The following is a 14,228-nucleotide window of genomic DNA, read 5'->3' as shown; positions in this document are numbered from 1 at the left end:
CCGCGGCGGCCGATACCCCGTAGGTATTACCGCAGCGTAGAGCTACGCAGGTTGCCCCCAGCCCGGCTCCGCTCCAAGCAACTCGGGTGCACAGACATGCCCAGGGAACCCAGAATTGTTCCACCCCTGCGCAGGCCGCCGCGGCCACCCCACACTTCGCAACACCGGCAGGAGACGCGGCGGCCCCGCACGCTGACGCCGCCCGAGGGAGGGGCCCGATGCTCACCGACCGGCTGTACGCGACCCTGTCCGCAATCGACATCGCCGAACGGGTCGGCCGGGGTGAGTTCACGGCCTGCGAGGTCGTCGAGGCGGCGCTGGCGCTGGTCGCCGAACGCGACGGTGCGGTGCGCGCGTTCACCGATGTCTGGCCCGGCCGGGCCCGGGCCTGGGCCGCCCAGGTCGACGCGGCGGTGGCCCAGGGCGCCCGGTTGCCGCTGGCGGGGGTGCCGTTCGGCGTCAAGGCGAGCGAAGGGCCCGACTCGGTGCAGAACCAGCGGCTGGCCGCCGCCGGCTGCGTGCCGATCGGCGCGACCTCGGTGCCCCGCGGCCGCACCGCCTGGCAGACCTACGGAGACACGGACCGCGGCCCTACCTTGAACCCCCTCAACCCCGCATGGTCACCCGGTGGCTCGTCGGCCGGGTCCGCGGCCGCCGTCGCCGCCGGTCTCGTCCCTCTCGCCAGCGGATCGGACGGGGCCGGGTCGGTGCGCATTCCCGCGGCCTGGTGCGGAATCATCGGGTTCAAGCCCACCAACGGGCGGCTGCCCGCCCGTGACCGGGCGGGTCTGAACACCCCTGGCGTCCTGGTCCGCACTCCCCTCGATGCTGCCGCCTACCTCCACGCCGTCACGTCCACCGACACTCCCGCTCCCCTGCCCCGGCCGCTGAAGGTGCTCTGGACGCCCACACTCGGATACGCCGCCACAGACCCCGCGGTCGCCAATACCGCCCGCGAAGCCCTGGACCGGTTCGCCGCGACCGGCCAGTGGCGGTTCGTCAACCACCCCGTGGAACTGCACGACCCCGCACCGGCCTGGGTCTCTCTGCGTTCGGGTACGCGCGATGCGATCACCGATGCCCTGATCAGCGCCAACGCGCAGCGGCTTCGGTGGGCTTTCGAGCAGACCGACCTCATCGCCACCCCCACCGTGCCGCATCCCCCACACGGCCACGACGGCCCGGGAGCCCGCATGAATGTCGCGCTCACCTGGGCATTCAACCTCTCCGGCCACCCCGCGCTGACCCTCCCCGCGGGCATGACCCCCCGCGGCGAACCGGTCGGCCTTCAGCTGGTCGCCCGCCACCATGCCGATGCCGCTCTGCTGGACGCAGCCATCTCCATGACCACCCCCACGCCGCGTCGGCTGTGAAGAATGGCCCTGCCCATGCGCCGGAGTTGTTGCCATCGCCCGGCTCCGGAGCGGGGTGCCGTGGCAGGAGGTCGCCCCCGGCACCCCCGTCTCGCCGTCTGACCGGCCGACTTCGAGACCCGCAGCCCCCTCACCCTCTGAAGACGCCCCTCAACAGGCACTTAGGTGAGGCACGTGGGGCTAACGATGAGACCGGCGCGGCACAGCTGCCGTTTCGTCGCGTTGACGAACCACTGTCAAACTCGGGAGGGGCCGGGCGGGAACAGGAGCGGGCCCAGGAGACGGGCCTCCACCCCAACCGGCTTCGGATACTCAACATCGGTGCGCAGGCGCTGTGTTGAAGTCTGCGGCGCGCTGGTCGACTGGGAGAAGGTCCCTAGCCGTGACTGGCAACGCGACTGATGGGCCGCCGGGGTAATGAACTGCTCTGGCCACGTCGCACCGCCGCGACATGAAGGAAGCGGGAGTAGGGCGGATCAGCCTTGGTCGTCCGCGTGGGCGAGAACGAGCAGTTAACGTGCTCATGCTCGCTTGCCTCCATCGTTCGTGGTGCTCCGGTTGGGAAGCCCACCCATTCGGCACCTGGGGCAGGAGCACACAGGCATGGCGCTGGACGCCAGCGGCCCTTCTCCGTCGCCCTCGTAGAACTTCTGCGGGGCGGTCTGTGTCCCGTCGGCTCTTACCGTGTACGTGCGGATTCGGATGGACATGCCGACCATCGTTGCGAGCCGCGCCGGTCATGACGACGACGTTCAAGGCGTCCCTCGGGCGTCGAAGAGGCGTCACGCGTTGGGCGTCAAACCGGTGTCATTGGACAGCGGTTGAGTCTAGCCTCGTGCCATGACCACAACGGTTGAGCCAAACGATGTCCTGCGTGCCGTTCGGATCGGTATGCGCTTGTCTCAGGACGAGTTCGCCAAGGTGATCAGGGAAGCGGGCAAGGCCCTCAGTGAACCCAACGAAGCGTCCAAGCGGCTCGTTCAGCGGTGGGAGTCGGGCCAGAGTCGCACCTGTCGCCCGCTGTACGCGCGGGCTCTGGAAAAGGCTACGGGGAAGCCGGTCGAAGCCCTAGGGTTCGCGCTGTCCCCACGCGTCCACGATGACGGCGCAGGAGGGCATGACATGGACTCTGGGAGTGACGGCATCGCTCAGGCTTCCGGGGACGCTGCGGCGGCCTCCGAGCCGTCCGGAGAGGACTTCTCGGGTGTCTGGCTCAGCCGGTACGAGTTCTTCTCGTCCAGTCGCTCACAGACGTTCACAGCCGCTCACCATGTGTTGGTGGTGCACCGGGGCAACCGACTGACGGCCGAGTCCCTGCCGGGAGCGTCGTCCAACCCTGACAGCCCTCTGCACCTTGATCTGACCGTTGACCGGAACGTGGTCACGGGGTCGTGGACGGAGCAGACGTCCACGGATGGCTACTACCACGGGGCCCGGTACCACGGGGCGATTCAGCTACTGGTCGAGCCGACAGGCCGCCGCATGGCGGGGAAGTGGGTCGGGTTCGGGAAGGACTTCGACGTGAACACGGGGCCGTGGGAACTGCGGCTCGTGGACCGGTCCACAACCAAGGCGAGCATCGAGAAGTACAGCCGTCCCCCGGCAGTGACCAGTTGATCCGCGCGTGACGGTACGGCAGCAGTACACGGCCGGGGCAGCAGAACTCCTTCGGCTTCCCTTGGGGCTTGGATCTGTCTGGGGCACCCCAACGAGTCGTCCGAGTTGCAGGTGGGCTATTCGAGTTGGTCGTAGGTGCAGGAGTCGGCGTTACGGTCGGGGCGCCACCTCCGCCACCTCGCGGTGTGCCTGAACCTGGAGGCGTTAGCCAGGCTGCAGGAAAGGGCGGCGTACGCGACGTCGAGGAGGCGCTAGGCGGTGCGGATGCTCACGCCGTAACGCTCGGCCAGGTCGGCTTCGGTGACGGCTGGACGCTGGCCTGCCACGACGCGGGCGAGCTCGGCTCCGACTCCGGGGCGCGGGCGGCGGGGACCGAGCGGCCCGCGCCGGTCCGCTCGGGCTGGGGGTGGCCTGCCTCCAGGCGGGCCTGGATCGCGGCGCGGCGCCACCATCGTCGGCCGTGGCGTTCTACCCCCTCATCGAGAGCGCCCTTCCTGCCGTAGGCGTGGACGGTATGTGGGGCGACACCGAGCACGACAGAGGCCGCGCGGGCGCTCAGCAGATCGTCGGGGTGCGGCGGGAACGATTCGGGGCGCGGTGGAATGGGTTGGCCCGCGATGAAGGCGAGGGCCTGCTCCTCGTCGTACATCTTCGGGCGCTCCTCCGGGTTGATGACCTTGACCCGGGCGCGGAAGTCGACGGCGTGGCGCAGCCGCCAGGCGTGGAGCGTCATGCCCATCCTGTCGGCGATGTCGGCCTCCGTCATGACACGGCGGCCGTGAGGAATGATCATGAGGCTCATTGGTCCAATCTGATGGCGCGGACGGGTACGTGCGACAGCCTGCCGTACCTGTCGCTCTCCGAGAGCGCCGGCGCCAGCCTTTCGAGTGGTTGCGGCCGATTGCCCCCTCGCCCCCCTCGCGTCCATGTGAAACGCAGGAGTTGGGGAGCGCGCTCGTGGTCGTCGAGCAGGCCCTGGACGAAGACCCGTTGCCCGTCCGGCGAGAAGAACAGGGCCGCGACACCGAACTATCGCGGGTTGCCATGCCGATGGACGGCCAGTCTGGGCCACGCGGTGATGCACCACCTGACGGACGGCCTCGGGAGCCCGGCGCGGGCGAGCCCGCCCCGCGCGCGGTTCGGCGGCATCGGAGAAATCTTCATCCGGCCCGGGCTGGAAGGGGCCCCGCCCCGCCGAAGAGATGGAGAGCGGGCGCCGCGACTTCGAGTCAGCATCGGCGGGCAGCGCCGCATCGCAGCGGTCGCCGTACGTCCCAACCCTCGCAATCGGCCCAGACGTTGAGGGAGCGACAAGCAGTTCCTTCAGGCGGATTGCAGCGGCGCGGGGCCAAGCCGGGCTCGGCCGACCGTGGTCATGATGCCGCCACCTTCATGGACAGCGCACTGTTCCCGGCGGTGTCGCGGGCGAGGTTGAGGGCGTCGTGGGCGTAACACCAGCACACGTACCGAAGACGGCGGCCCGCCCCCGGGGGCCAACCCGGGCCCACGTAGCGGGTGCGGGCGGTACCGCCTGCCCAGCGACCGGTCCCCAGTGTCGTGCCCCGCTCGCCGGGACGGCCCACAGCCGCTCGTGCGCGTCGGATGACGACCCCGGGGATCCCGGTGATCATGTCACCAGACGGTGACAACGGTGTCGTGGAGCGACGACACCCCTGTCCTCGCGGCGCACAGCCTGTCCATAGTGATCGAGCACCCACGAACGAGCCGAAACGGTTCAGCTCCAACTACGCGCTTCCAAGGGGTTCTTCATGTACGGCAACCGTCGCAAGGCCATCCTCGTCTCCGCAGCCCTCCTCAGCAGCACCCTGCTGATGACGGCCTGCCAGAACGGCGACGACAACGCCGCGCAGGGCCCCTCGACCGCCACCCCCGCCGGGAACACCGCCGCCCCGGCCACCGGCAGCAGCCAGGGCAGCGGAAGCGACTCCGCGGGCAAGGCCTCGGAAGGAAGCAACTCCGGGGGCAAGGGCTCCTCCGCGGGGACCGGATCCAGCGCGGGCGGCGGGAGCGGTTCGGGCAAGAGCACGTTCTGCAAGACGAAGGACCTGGCCATCGACGCCGCCAACGCCGCGCCCGACAAGACCTCGGGCCGGATCAACATCACCATGATCAACCGGGGTTCGACCACCTGCTCCGCGACGGGCTTCGCGGGCGTCGACATCAAGGACGCCGACCACACGTCCAGCCCCATCGCGCGCGGCTCCGCCCAGCCCCGCATCACCACCCTCAAGCCCGGCGACGCCGCCATCTTCGACATCGCGTACACCATCGACAGCAGTGGCAAGAGCCTCTCCCACCCCACCAACATCCAGGTGACGCCCCCGAACGAGACCCACTCCGTCACCCTGAACTGGCCCACCGGCGCCGGACAGATCAAGGGCTCCTACGGCGACGTCCAGGTCTACCCCACCCACACCACCAACTAGCCGCCACGACCGCCGACTTGCTCGCCGGGATGTCGTCAAGGTGAGTGCCGACCGCGCCAGGCGGGGAGCCACAGCCTCACGGATTCCTCGGCGACGGGCCCCGCAGGAGCTGACGGAGGGACCGGCCACCCGGAACCGACCCGGCCTCCCTCAGACCCCAGCCGTACAGAACACGCACGCCTCCCAGAACGGCTGCGCGTCCAGCACCCGGTGACGAACGCAGGAAGCCATGGCTGCCTCCTGCGGCCCCGGCAGGACATCCGCGCCCCGCGCGGTCCCGGGGTCGAAGTCTTCCACCATCGCCCGGTACGTGGTCAGGCATCCCTCGACGCGGGCCGGCTCATAGGTGAGGTCCTCCCACCGGTGATGAGACAGCGCCAGATCGAGGACGCGCAGCACGAAGTCCTTGGCAGCCGCCCGCTCGTGCGGCGTGTTTCCCCAGTCGAGTTCCGCCAGCTCGAAGCCGACCATCCCGCGCCCCATCACGTTCTGGTCCTGCAAGGTCAGCAGGGCGGCGAAGCGGAAGTCCCACGGCTCGTGGGCCAGCGCGGACACGGCGAGCATCAGCACGTCGACGAAGACCGCCGTGCCACCGTTGGTCATCTCCAGATACCGGCCCTCGCCGCCACCGAACCTGTTCATGTGTTGAGGGTAGAGAGAGGGGAGCGAAAGCCGCGTCAACGGCTGTGGCGAACGCCTGCGGGACGGGACATCGCCGGACTGTCGTTGCCTCTCAGGACAGTGTTCCGCAGCGGATCACGCATGTCCCGCGAGTCGAACAGGACCACCTCGTGCCGCCGCCCGTCCGGGCCCTTCTGGTACGTCCACTGCCGCCAGGCAGATGGTCCCCGGCTCCAGTGGCTTGAGATGGTGAATGGGAGCCTGTCCAGTTCATCGACTGCCCCTGCCATGGCCCGTACCCCCTGTTCGACGGCGCACAAGCGCCGGGACAGGCCAACAAGCCGTGATCGCCCCGGATGAAGTGGCCGCGTTCAGAGGGTGGCTCAGGCGGTGATGATGCCTCAGCCGCAGTCGGCGGACGGATACGGATCCCCGGCACCCGCTGCGCCACCCTGGCCGTCGAGCCCGCGCTCTGGCGCGGCCGACTCGCCGTCCGCGCTGAAGCCCGCCCGGACGCCCACACCACGCTCCGGCGAGAATGCATGGCATGACTAACGCACCGAGATTGATCCCCATAGCCCCCGGCGTGCACGTCTGGGCCCCTGGCTCGACGGACAGTTGGGGGCTGGCCAACTGCGGGCTGATCGTCTCCGGCCGTGACGCTGCCGTGCTGGACACCCCTTACGCGTTGGACCTCACGGACGCCTTCCTGTCCGCGGCTCGCGCGGCCGCACCGCACGCACGTATCAGCCGGGTGTTCACCACCCACGGCAACGGCGACCACAGTTGGGGCAACCAGCTCGTCACCGGAGCCGAGATCATTTCCACCCGGCGCACGCTGGAGCACCAATGCCTTGAACCAACGCCCCAGCAACTGCGCACCCTTGTCGAAGACACCGACCCCGACCAGCCGCTCGGCTGGTATTTCCGGCGTCACTTCGGCAAGTTCGACTTCCGTGGCATCGACGTGGTCACGCCCACCCGGACCTTCGAGGGCCGCCTTGACGTCCGGGTCGGGGACATCCCGGTGGAACTGCACCAGGTCGGGCCCGCCCACACCGTCGGCGACCTGGTGGCTCACCTGCCCGAGCAGCGCGTCGTCTTCACCGGCGACGTCGTCTTCGCCGGCGACCACCCCTGCCACTGGGCGGGCCCGCTGTCCAACATCAGCGCCGCGTGCGAAGGCATTCTGGCCTGGGACCCCGAACACATCGTCCCCGGGCACGGACCCCTGCTCGACCAGGACGGGCTGCGCGCACACATCCACTACCTCAAGGACCTGGCGGACCAGGCCCGCGAGTTGCACGCGCGCGGGCTCTCCGCCACCGCCGCGGCGGAGCACCTCATCCGCGAAAAGCGCTATCCGGGCCTCGGACTTGAGGAGCGGCTCGCCATCACTCTCGGCTCGGAGTTCCAGCACCTGGACGACGGCGCCTCCACCGCGCCCGACATTCTCACCCTGGCCTCGGAAGCGGCCGGCATCGCTTGGCGCAAGAGCAACGGCCTGCAAAGTGAGCCCGCGACGGCCAACTGACCCGGACGTCACCGCGCCGTGCGGAGCGATGCGGCTCCGTCCAACGAGATGCCAAGTGGCGGTGTTCCGGGTGAGCCTGGGGTGCGGCAGGAAAGGGAGCCGGAGGACCTGATCGAGGTCTGGACGCTGCTGGAGGAGGACCAGGAGCGGCTGCGGAACAAGTCGGGGCTCGCCCTCGCCGCCGTCGTGATGGCTTCGGTGCCCGGCCCAGCGGCGAGTCGGCCACAGCTCCGGCCTGACGAGCAGCCGGACGAAGCCGAAGCGAGTCAGTCTGTGGGCGGCTGCGAAGCCCAGTGGGGTAGGGCACCCATCTCCTTCTCAAGGAGCGCTCGGAAGGTGCGCGGGGGCTGACCGGTGAGGCGCTGGACGGTGTCGGTGATGCGGTCCTCCGCCCCTTCCGCGATGGCACGGTCCATGTCGGCCAGCATTGCGGCGAACTCGACCGGCACCTGCGTCGTGAGGCGGTCGCGCATCTGCTCGTAGGACAGACGGCGGTGGACTACGGGCCGATCGGTGACCTCGGTGGCGATCGCGGCGATGTCGTCGTAGCCGAGTGCCTCGGGTCCGGTGAGGAGGAGGTCGGTGTTGGGGGCTTGCTCATCGGTCAGAGCGCAGACGGCGACGGCTGCGATGTCCTCGGCGTCGACGAAGCCCACCCGGCCGCTTTCGGTGGCGGTCCAGATGATGCCCTCGTCGCGGATGCTGCGAGCGTGCGCGTGCGTGCCGGTGAAGTTCTGCATGAACCACGAGGGCCGCAGCACTGCCCACTCTTCGAACAGATCGGGCAGGGCCCGGTGCACCCTTCCTACTGCCGGGCCGCCTTCGGGGATGGCCGAGGAGCTCAGCAGTACCGCGCGGTGCACGCCGGCGGTGCGGGCCTGATGGAGGAACGGCAGCATGATCGCGGCGGGGTCGGAGTCGCCCGGGGGCGGTATGAGATAGAGGCGGTCGACTCCGTGGAGGGCGGCAGCGTGAGTGGCGGGGTCGTGCCAGTCGAAGGGGACCGGCTCGGCGCCGGCGACCGGGGTGGCCCGGCGGCTGGCGGCTTTGACGCGGTGACCCGCGGCCGCCAGCCGTGCGGCAGTGCGGCTTCCGGTGGTGCCCGTGGCACCGATGACCAGTGTGGTGCCGGTGGTGGTCATCGGCCGCTCCCGGTGAAGTCGGCGCCGGGCTCCTGGACGGCGAGGGGGTTCCAGTAGTCGCGGTAGGAGGTGATGTGTCCGTCTCGAACGGTCACGACGGCGATGTAGGTCATGTCGAAGGGGGCGTCGCTCTCCACCCAGCGGCCAACGCCGCGCATTTCGACCACGATGGTCTGTGGATCGGTGGTCTGGTGGATCCGCAGGTCGGGGAAGTCGTGCAGGTCGATGTGGTCGGGGTAGTGGCGCATGTAGGCGGCGACGGCCTCCTTGCCCTCCAGGCGCTGGGGCCGGCCGTCGGGGGCGAAGGGGAACTCCATGATGCCGTCCTCGGCCCACAGTGCGACCCACGCGGGTATGTCCTTGTCGAGCAGCAGTCGCAGGCTGTGGCGGTACAGATCCGCCGGGGAGGGTGGTGCGGACATGGGTGTCCTCCAAGTCATAGAATACGGACCCTGGGTCCGCTTCAACGATATGGACCACGGGTCCGTTTTGCAATTGGAAGGAGCGGCATGCCCGAACGCCAGTCCTCTCGCAAGGACGCCGTCCGCAACCGGGAGGCCGTGCTCGCGGCCGCCGACGCCCTCTTCGTCCGCCGCGAGAGTCCCGAGGACGTGACCATGGCCGACGTCGCTGCCGCGGCCGGCGTCGGCAAGGGCACGCTCTTCCGAGCCTTCGGTGATCGCGCCGGGCTGCTCCGCGCGCTGTACGAGGCCCGGCTCGAACCGATCAGGCAGGCCGTCGAGACCGGCCCACCACCCCTGGGCCCCGCGACCCCACCGCGGGATCGCGTACCCGCCCTGCTCGATGCCGTCCTGTGCTTCAAACTCGACAACCGGCGCCTCGCGCTGGCCCTGGAGGAAGGCGGGAGCAGCAGCCCGTACCAGGCGGAGCCCTACGCGCGGTGGCGCAGCCTGCTCCGAGCCGTACTGGAGCAGCTCCCCGGCCTGACCGACAGCGACTTCACCGCCCACGCCCTGCTCGCCGCCACACGAGCCGACCTCGTCGAGCACCTGGCCGGAGAAGAGCGCATTCCGCGGGAAAGAATGCGGTCACAGTTGGCGAACTTCGTCACCAGCGTCCTGGCCTCCGGCCCACCGCAAGGGTTGACCGCCGAGGAATGACCGAGGATCGGGCAAGTCCTCGATCAGCGGGGCCTCTCGCAAACGACCCTTTGCCCGAGCAGGATCACCAACTGCCCACCGAATCCCTGCCGATCTTTTCTGGACCCCGCACGGCAACCAAGGCCCTGACGACGCGCTGAGTTACCCGTCACTTCGTGACAGCTTCGGGAGAACAGGGCCGACCAGGGGCGCTCAGCGACTCACCGCGGCCTGGGTGGGCTCATTCGGGCCAGGAGCAGGGTGCTGCGGGTGAGTTGGGTTCCGTGCTCATACTCGTCGCTGAACAGGGCGGTCAGGCCGTGGGGGGCCTTCCAGTGGCCGCGCAGGTTCACGGTAGCTCCCAGGTCGTCCAGGAGTGCGTCAGCCACCGTCGCGGCTTCGCTGGGACGGTCGTTTCGGCCCGCGCCCCACCACAGGTGCTCCGTCTGTGTGCAGGGAGCGGGGTGCACCTCGCCGTCGCTGGTGGTGATCCACAGGGTGTGCTGCAGGGTGATGGTGCTGAGTTCCGCGCCTCTGGACGGGAGGGACAGCGGTGCGTAGAACCGCCATAGGGGGCTGCCGCCGTCGCAGACGGTGCGCAGGGCGGGCATGTCGGTGAGCGGGTCGATGAAGAAGGCATCCACCGGGTCTCCGTGGGCGAGCACGGCGTGGGCGGCGGTCGGTTCGCACGGTACGAGGCGTTGGGCCCATCGTTCAGTGACCGTACCTGGCTGGAGGGGCACTTCGGTGACCGCTCCGAACGACAGCAGTTCCGGGTCGTGGCCGATGGCCACCTCCAGTGCGGCGACAGCGTCCGGGTGGTTGCTGAGGGCGAGCTTGCACCAACCGGCCTTGCATGCCTGGCGGTCGCCGCCGCTCGGCAACGGGTGGTCGGTGGTGTCGGGTTCGGCGGCGATGACGACGGGGTTGGGCCGCATGCCGAACCGCTCGGTGCCGAAGACCCGGTTCTCGTGCTCGGCTCTGTTGATCCGGCCGTTTCGGATGTGGTTGGCCATGTCCGTGGCGGCCGCGCGCGACACGGCGTCGAAGGCTTCGTTGCGCGCCGCCTGGCGCAGGACCTTCTCGTCGCCGTTGGGCGGGACTTCGGCGACGGCCACCGCCGCGCCGGGCTTCCAGGCGCGAATCAGTCGCGGCAGGCGCAGCGGATCGGGCCACCACGGCAGCGCCTGGCCGGCGAGGGCAGCGACGTCGCCCCACTCGGCTTCGTACTCGGTACCCGGGTGGGCGATGTCCGCGGCGATCAGGGCCGGGCCGGTGAAGCCGACATCTCCGTACAGGGCGCAGACGGTGACCACGCCGTCCGGATTCCCCGTGCCGGCCACGGCGGTGGCGACCTCGGCGGCGGCCTTGCGGTCGTCGCTGTAGACGATGCGGACGGTGCCGAGCACGGTGTGCCAGTCCAGCGCGGGCCCCCGCACCGTGTCGGTGTATCCGGCCCAGTGGCCGTTCGCCAGGTCCTCGGGGCGTGGACGCAGCAGCACGGCGCCCCGGTGGGCGAACTCGGGTGTGTCGGCGGCCCATCGGTAGACCTCGGTGCCGTCCCAGACCTCTTCCGCGCTACGGAGAGGGTCGTACGGTTCCGTCGGTTGCGGAAAGTCGTCGTACTTCCGCTCCAGCCGCCACAGCCCGAACGTGTTGATGCCCAGCATCTGCTGGACCTCGGCCCGGGACAGGTAACTGCTGCTCACACCCATACCAACACTCCTCACCGTGCTGGATCCATAGTGACCCAGACCGGATCGTGAGACGGACGGGGCGGCCTGGAGGGTGGCTCCGTGGCCTGGTTCCGCATGCGGATTGGCCGAGAACGGACGGCTGCCGTGAGCAGGGAGTGCGGGTCTGGGACGCATCCGCGTACGGATGTCAGGCAAGGACCCGCCCCGAGATGATCCGTGAATAATGACCAGTCGGCGGCGGAAGGTTTTTGCACTGAAAGACCGTCCGCGCAAAGGCAGTTGGCCGCTGAACATCGATCTGCCAGGAGGTCGGGCAACCCCGTGGACAAGGCTGCACTCAAGATCTTGCTGGAGAAGAAGCGGGCCGGGATCCGCCCAGAGGACCTCGGCCTCCCCCGCCCTTCGGCCCGCCAGGGCCGACGAGCCCCTGGCCTCACGCAGAGCCAGATCGAGCGGCTCCTCAACCGGGCCGACGGGGTCTACCAGCGCCTGGAGTCCGGCCGCTACTCCAACCCGCCGGCCGACCTGCTCCAGGACGTGGCCCGGCTGCTGGGCATGAACGAACACGAATGGGATGCCCTCTGGCGGTACGCCGCAGGCACGGAGGCGCCCCACCCGCTGCACCCGTCCTCGGGCCAGACGGTGTCCGACGTGTGGATCCATGCGCTGCCGCACTTCAACGACATGGCGTACATAAACAACGAGAGCTGGGAAGTCCTCGGTGGCAACGCCCAGTTCAGCAGGCTCTTCCCCGGCCAGAAGCAGCCGCAGAACACGATGCGGTGGATGCTTCTGGACCCGGACGCCCGCAAGATCCTCCTGGAGTGGGAGACCGCATGGGCTCCCCTGGTCATCCCCCAGATGCGCGCGGCCCTGGCCGCCCGGCCGGACGACCAGATCCTCCGTGCGATCGAGCAGGACGTACTGGCAGACCCCCTCGCCGGCCCGCTGTACAAGGCGGTTCCGGATCTCTTCGTGCCCCTCGACGGCGACGAGCGCCCCCTGTTGCACCCCGACCACGGTCCCTGCTGGGTCACCGTCTGCGCCGCCGAGCCACTGGGCAGCCCCGGGGCACGGCTGATCATCCTGCGCCTCTCGCACGAACCCAGGCTGGGCAGGCCACACCCCTCACTCACGGCAGGAAGCTGAAGGTTCGGGCTGGACTGCCGTCAATTTGACCGGACAAAACGGACCATACGCCGAGGAGCAGCATGCAGCCCTGCTACATATCGCGCCCCACGATCTTCCTTCCCGGCCATGAAATCAGCACCGACGAGATCATCGGCGACATAGAGGTCCACCACCCCGACCACCCCCGGCTGCGTGCCCTGCGGCGCATCATCGAGAACACGACCGTGACCAGCAGGCGCTTCACCCGCCCTCTGGCCTCGGACGTCATCTCGGGCACCGCTCCCCTCGAAGCGCGCGTGGAAGCCGCGTTCTCCGACGCCTTGGAGATGGCCGAGCAGGCGGCCCGCATGACGCTGGACGACCACGGGCTGACGCCGGCCGACATCGACGCCGTGGTCACCAGCCACTCCACCTCTTGGGGCGTACCGCAGCTGGACATCCAGCTCATCCGCGTGCTCGGCATGAGGCCCACGACCCGCCACCAGTCCCACACCGCGCTGGCCTGCGCCGGCGGCACGCAATCCGTCATCCGGGCCGCAGAAGCGACCGCGTCCATGAGCCGGGGTGCCAAGGTCCTCGTCGTCGTGTCAGAAGTCATCAGCAGCGTCTACAACCACGCCGACGACAGCGTCGAATCGATGGTCTACAAGGCGCTGTTCGGCGATTCCGCCGGCGCCTGCATCGTCTCGGACGCTCCCCTGGGGCCGGGGCTGCGAATCGAGGACACCTGGCAGTATCTGCTGCCCAACAGCGTCGACCGCTACAGCGGCCGTATGGATCCCACCGGCCTGCACTTCGAGAGCACCAAGGAAGCACCCAAAGCCGCGGCGGAGGTAATGGGCCCCCTGCTCGACTGGCTCGGCCCCTGGCGTCCCGCCGCCCCCGTCATCCACCCGGGCGGCCCGGGCATCATCGACGCCGTGTCCGACGGCCTCGGCCTGGAGACGCACGCGGCCAAGCACTCGCGCGCCAGCCTGGCCGAGAACGGAAACCTCGGGGGCGCGGCCGTCCTCGACGTCCTCCGCCGGACCCACGACGACCCGCCCGCCTCTGGAGACGGCTCCCTCCTGCTGGCCTTCGGCCCGGGGTTCTCAGGAGTGGCCTGCCGAGGAACCTGGCTCAACTGAACGCCCGTCCGGCGGCGACACCTACAACGGGCCGGACACCCCGCGTCGTGCCCCTCGGCGGGGCTCATACCTTGCGGGCGTTCCCTGAGGCGCTTCCGAAATCCGGTCCGGTCACGCTCGCCTCGGCGGACGGGACCAGCGGGGCTGGCACTTACACGCGTGCGGCGAGAGGGCCACACCTGTTGTTGTGCCGCGCCCTCCCGTCGGCGTACTGGGTTGGCTTACCCCATGGCCTGCGTCGCCTGCCTTTCGCGCGGGCTGCCGTGCTTCGTCGGGGCGTCGAGCGGTTAGGCGCGCCGGGGTGGTGTCAGACACCCCATGTCGTTTGAGGTCAAGTGGCGGGAGTGTGGGCGTGGTGTGACCAGGCGGTCGCTTCGTCGTAGTGGGTGCGGGTTTTGAGGCAGCCGTGGAGGATGCCGACGAGGCGGTTGCCGAGTTG

The 14,228-nt window shown here is 69.5% G+C and carries 12 protein-coding genes and 1 pseudogene; 7 read left to right on the top strand and 6 right to left on the bottom strand.

Annotation, left to right across the window (positions count from 1 at the left end; translation table 11 throughout):
• The first annotated feature begins 218 nt into the window (after window positions 1-218).
• A complete protein-coding gene (locus AC07F3_RS40215) occupies window positions 219-1,373 on the top strand; it encodes an amidase family protein (RefSeq protein ID WP_479119915.1) in 1,155 nt (384 codons plus the stop codon).
• An 840-nt stretch (window positions 1,374-2,213) separates the two neighbouring features.
• Window positions 2,214-2,990: a helix-turn-helix domain-containing protein gene (locus AC07F3_RS40210; RefSeq protein ID WP_479119913.1), complete on the top strand. Its 777-nt coding sequence runs from the start codon at window positions 2,214-2,216 to the stop codon at window positions 2,988-2,990.
• Between the two features lie 116 nt (window positions 2,991-3,106).
• Here the strand turns inward: AC07F3_RS40210 and AC07F3_RS40205 are convergent.
• Together AC07F3_RS40205 and AC07F3_RS40200 are read right to left on the bottom strand one after the other, a co-directional pair.
• Window positions 3,107-3,241, bottom strand: a pseudogene (locus tag AC07F3_RS40205) (ATP-dependent DNA ligase); the annotation flags it as partial.
• A 17-nt stretch (window positions 3,242-3,258) separates the two neighbouring features.
• Window positions 3,259-3,792 carry a hypothetical protein gene (locus AC07F3_RS40200; RefSeq protein ID WP_479119912.1) on the bottom strand — a complete coding sequence of 178 codons (534 nt, stop codon included), beginning with the start codon at window positions 3,790-3,792 and terminating at the stop codon, window positions 3,259-3,261.
• 967 nt (window positions 3,793-4,759) lie between these two features.
• On the opposite strand from AC07F3_RS40200, the gene AC07F3_RS40195 reads away from it, so the two are divergent.
• Window positions 4,760-5,437 carry a DUF4232 domain-containing protein gene (locus AC07F3_RS40195; protein ID WP_479119911.1) on the top strand — a complete coding sequence of 226 codons (678 nt, stop codon included), beginning with the start codon at window positions 4,760-4,762 and terminating at the stop codon, window positions 5,435-5,437.
• Window positions 5,438-5,587: 150 nt separating this feature from the next.
• On the opposite strand, the gene AC07F3_RS40190 is transcribed toward AC07F3_RS40195, so the two are convergent.
• Window positions 5,588-6,079, bottom strand: a complete 492-nt coding sequence (locus tag AC07F3_RS40190) for a hypothetical protein (RefSeq protein ID WP_479119909.1) — start codon at window positions 6,077-6,079, stop codon at window positions 5,588-5,590.
• Between the two features lie 526 nt (window positions 6,080-6,605).
• On the opposite strand from AC07F3_RS40190, the gene AC07F3_RS40185 reads away from it, so the two are divergent.
• Window positions 6,606-7,592, top strand: a complete 987-nt coding sequence (locus tag AC07F3_RS40185; protein ID WP_479119907.1) for an MBL fold metallo-hydrolase — start codon at window positions 6,606-6,608, stop codon at window positions 7,590-7,592.
• 266 nt (window positions 7,593-7,858) lie between these two features.
• Here the strand turns inward: AC07F3_RS40185 and AC07F3_RS40180 are convergent, their stop codons facing one another.
• Both AC07F3_RS40180 and AC07F3_RS40175 read right to left on the bottom strand, forming a co-directional pair.
• Entirely contained in the window at window positions 7,859-8,734 is an 876-nt protein-coding gene (locus tag AC07F3_RS40180; protein WP_479119906.1) for an NmrA family NAD(P)-binding protein, read from the bottom strand.
• On the bottom strand, window positions 8,731-9,156 hold the full coding sequence (locus tag AC07F3_RS40175) for a nuclear transport factor 2 family protein (protein ID WP_479119904.1): 426 nt from the start codon (window positions 9,154-9,156) through the stop codon (window positions 8,731-8,733). The genes AC07F3_RS40180 and AC07F3_RS40175 overlap by 4 nt, the downstream gene beginning before the upstream one ends.
• An 87-nt stretch (window positions 9,157-9,243) precedes the next feature.
• Between AC07F3_RS40175 and AC07F3_RS40170 the strand changes: the two genes are divergently transcribed.
• The gene (locus AC07F3_RS40170) at window positions 9,244-9,855 is read left to right on the top strand and encodes a TetR/AcrR family transcriptional regulator (protein ID WP_479119902.1); all 612 of its coding nucleotides are present in this window, start codon (window positions 9,244-9,246) and stop codon (window positions 9,853-9,855) included.
• A gap of 200 nt (window positions 9,856-10,055) precedes the next feature.
• Here the strand turns inward: AC07F3_RS40170 and AC07F3_RS40165 are convergent, their stop codons facing one another.
• Complete coding sequence (locus AC07F3_RS40165) at window positions 10,056-11,549, bottom strand: hypothetical protein (protein ID WP_479119901.1); 1,494 nt, start codon at window positions 11,547-11,549, stop codon at window positions 10,056-10,058.
• A 303-nt stretch (window positions 11,550-11,852) separates the two neighbouring features.
• On the opposite strand from AC07F3_RS40165, the gene AC07F3_RS40160 reads away from it, so the two are divergent.
• Window positions 11,853-12,680 (top strand): MmyB family transcriptional regulator, encoded by an 828-nt coding sequence (locus AC07F3_RS40160; protein ID WP_479119900.1) that lies wholly within the window; start codon window positions 11,853-11,855, stop codon window positions 12,678-12,680.
• Window positions 12,681-12,742: 62 nt separating this feature from the next.
• Window positions 12,743-13,789 carry a PhlD gene (locus tag AC07F3_RS40155; RefSeq protein WP_479119899.1) on the top strand — a complete coding sequence of 349 codons (1,047 nt, stop codon included), beginning with the start codon at window positions 12,743-12,745 and terminating at the stop codon, window positions 13,787-13,789.
• Window positions 13,790-14,228: the final 439 nt, after the last annotated feature.

This window comes from Streptomyces sp. NPDC045846 (genome assembly GCF_056431605.1).
This window is presented reverse-complemented; position numbering and strand designations above follow the sequence as displayed.

Bases quoted from the DNA above. Each gene is read 5' to 3' on its own strand.
- AC07F3_RS40215 (WP_479119915.1), top strand. From the start codon at position 219: ATGCTCACCGACCGGCTGTACGCGACCCTGTCCGCAATCGACATCGCC.
- AC07F3_RS40210 (WP_479119913.1), top strand. From the start codon at position 2,214: ATGACCACAACGGTTGAGCCAAACGATGTCCTGCGTGCCGTTCGGATC.
- AC07F3_RS40200 (WP_479119912.1), bottom strand. From the start codon at position 3,792: ATGAGCCTCATGATCATTCCTCACGGCCGCCGTGTCATGACGGAGGCC.
- AC07F3_RS40195 (WP_479119911.1), top strand. From the start codon at position 4,760: ATGTACGGCAACCGTCGCAAGGCCATCCTCGTCTCCGCAGCCCTCCTC.
- AC07F3_RS40190 (WP_479119909.1), bottom strand. From the start codon at position 6,079: ATGAACAGGTTCGGTGGCGGCGAGGGCCGGTATCTGGAGATGACCAAC.
- AC07F3_RS40185 (WP_479119907.1), top strand. From the start codon at position 6,606: ATGACTAACGCACCGAGATTGATCCCCATAGCCCCCGGCGTGCACGTC.
- AC07F3_RS40180 (WP_479119906.1), bottom strand. From the start codon at position 8,734: ATGACCACCACCGGCACCACACTGGTCATCGGTGCCACGGGCACCACC.
- AC07F3_RS40175 (WP_479119904.1), bottom strand. From the start codon at position 9,156: ATGTCCGCACCACCCTCCCCGGCGGATCTGTACCGCCACAGCCTGCGA.
- AC07F3_RS40170 (WP_479119902.1), top strand. From the start codon at position 9,244: ATGCCCGAACGCCAGTCCTCTCGCAAGGACGCCGTCCGCAACCGGGAG.
- AC07F3_RS40165 (WP_479119901.1), bottom strand. From the start codon at position 11,549: ATGGGTGTGAGCAGCAGTTACCTGTCCCGGGCCGAGGTCCAGCAGATG.
- AC07F3_RS40155 (WP_479119899.1), top strand. From the start codon at position 12,743: ATGCAGCCCTGCTACATATCGCGCCCCACGATCTTCCTTCCCGGCCAT.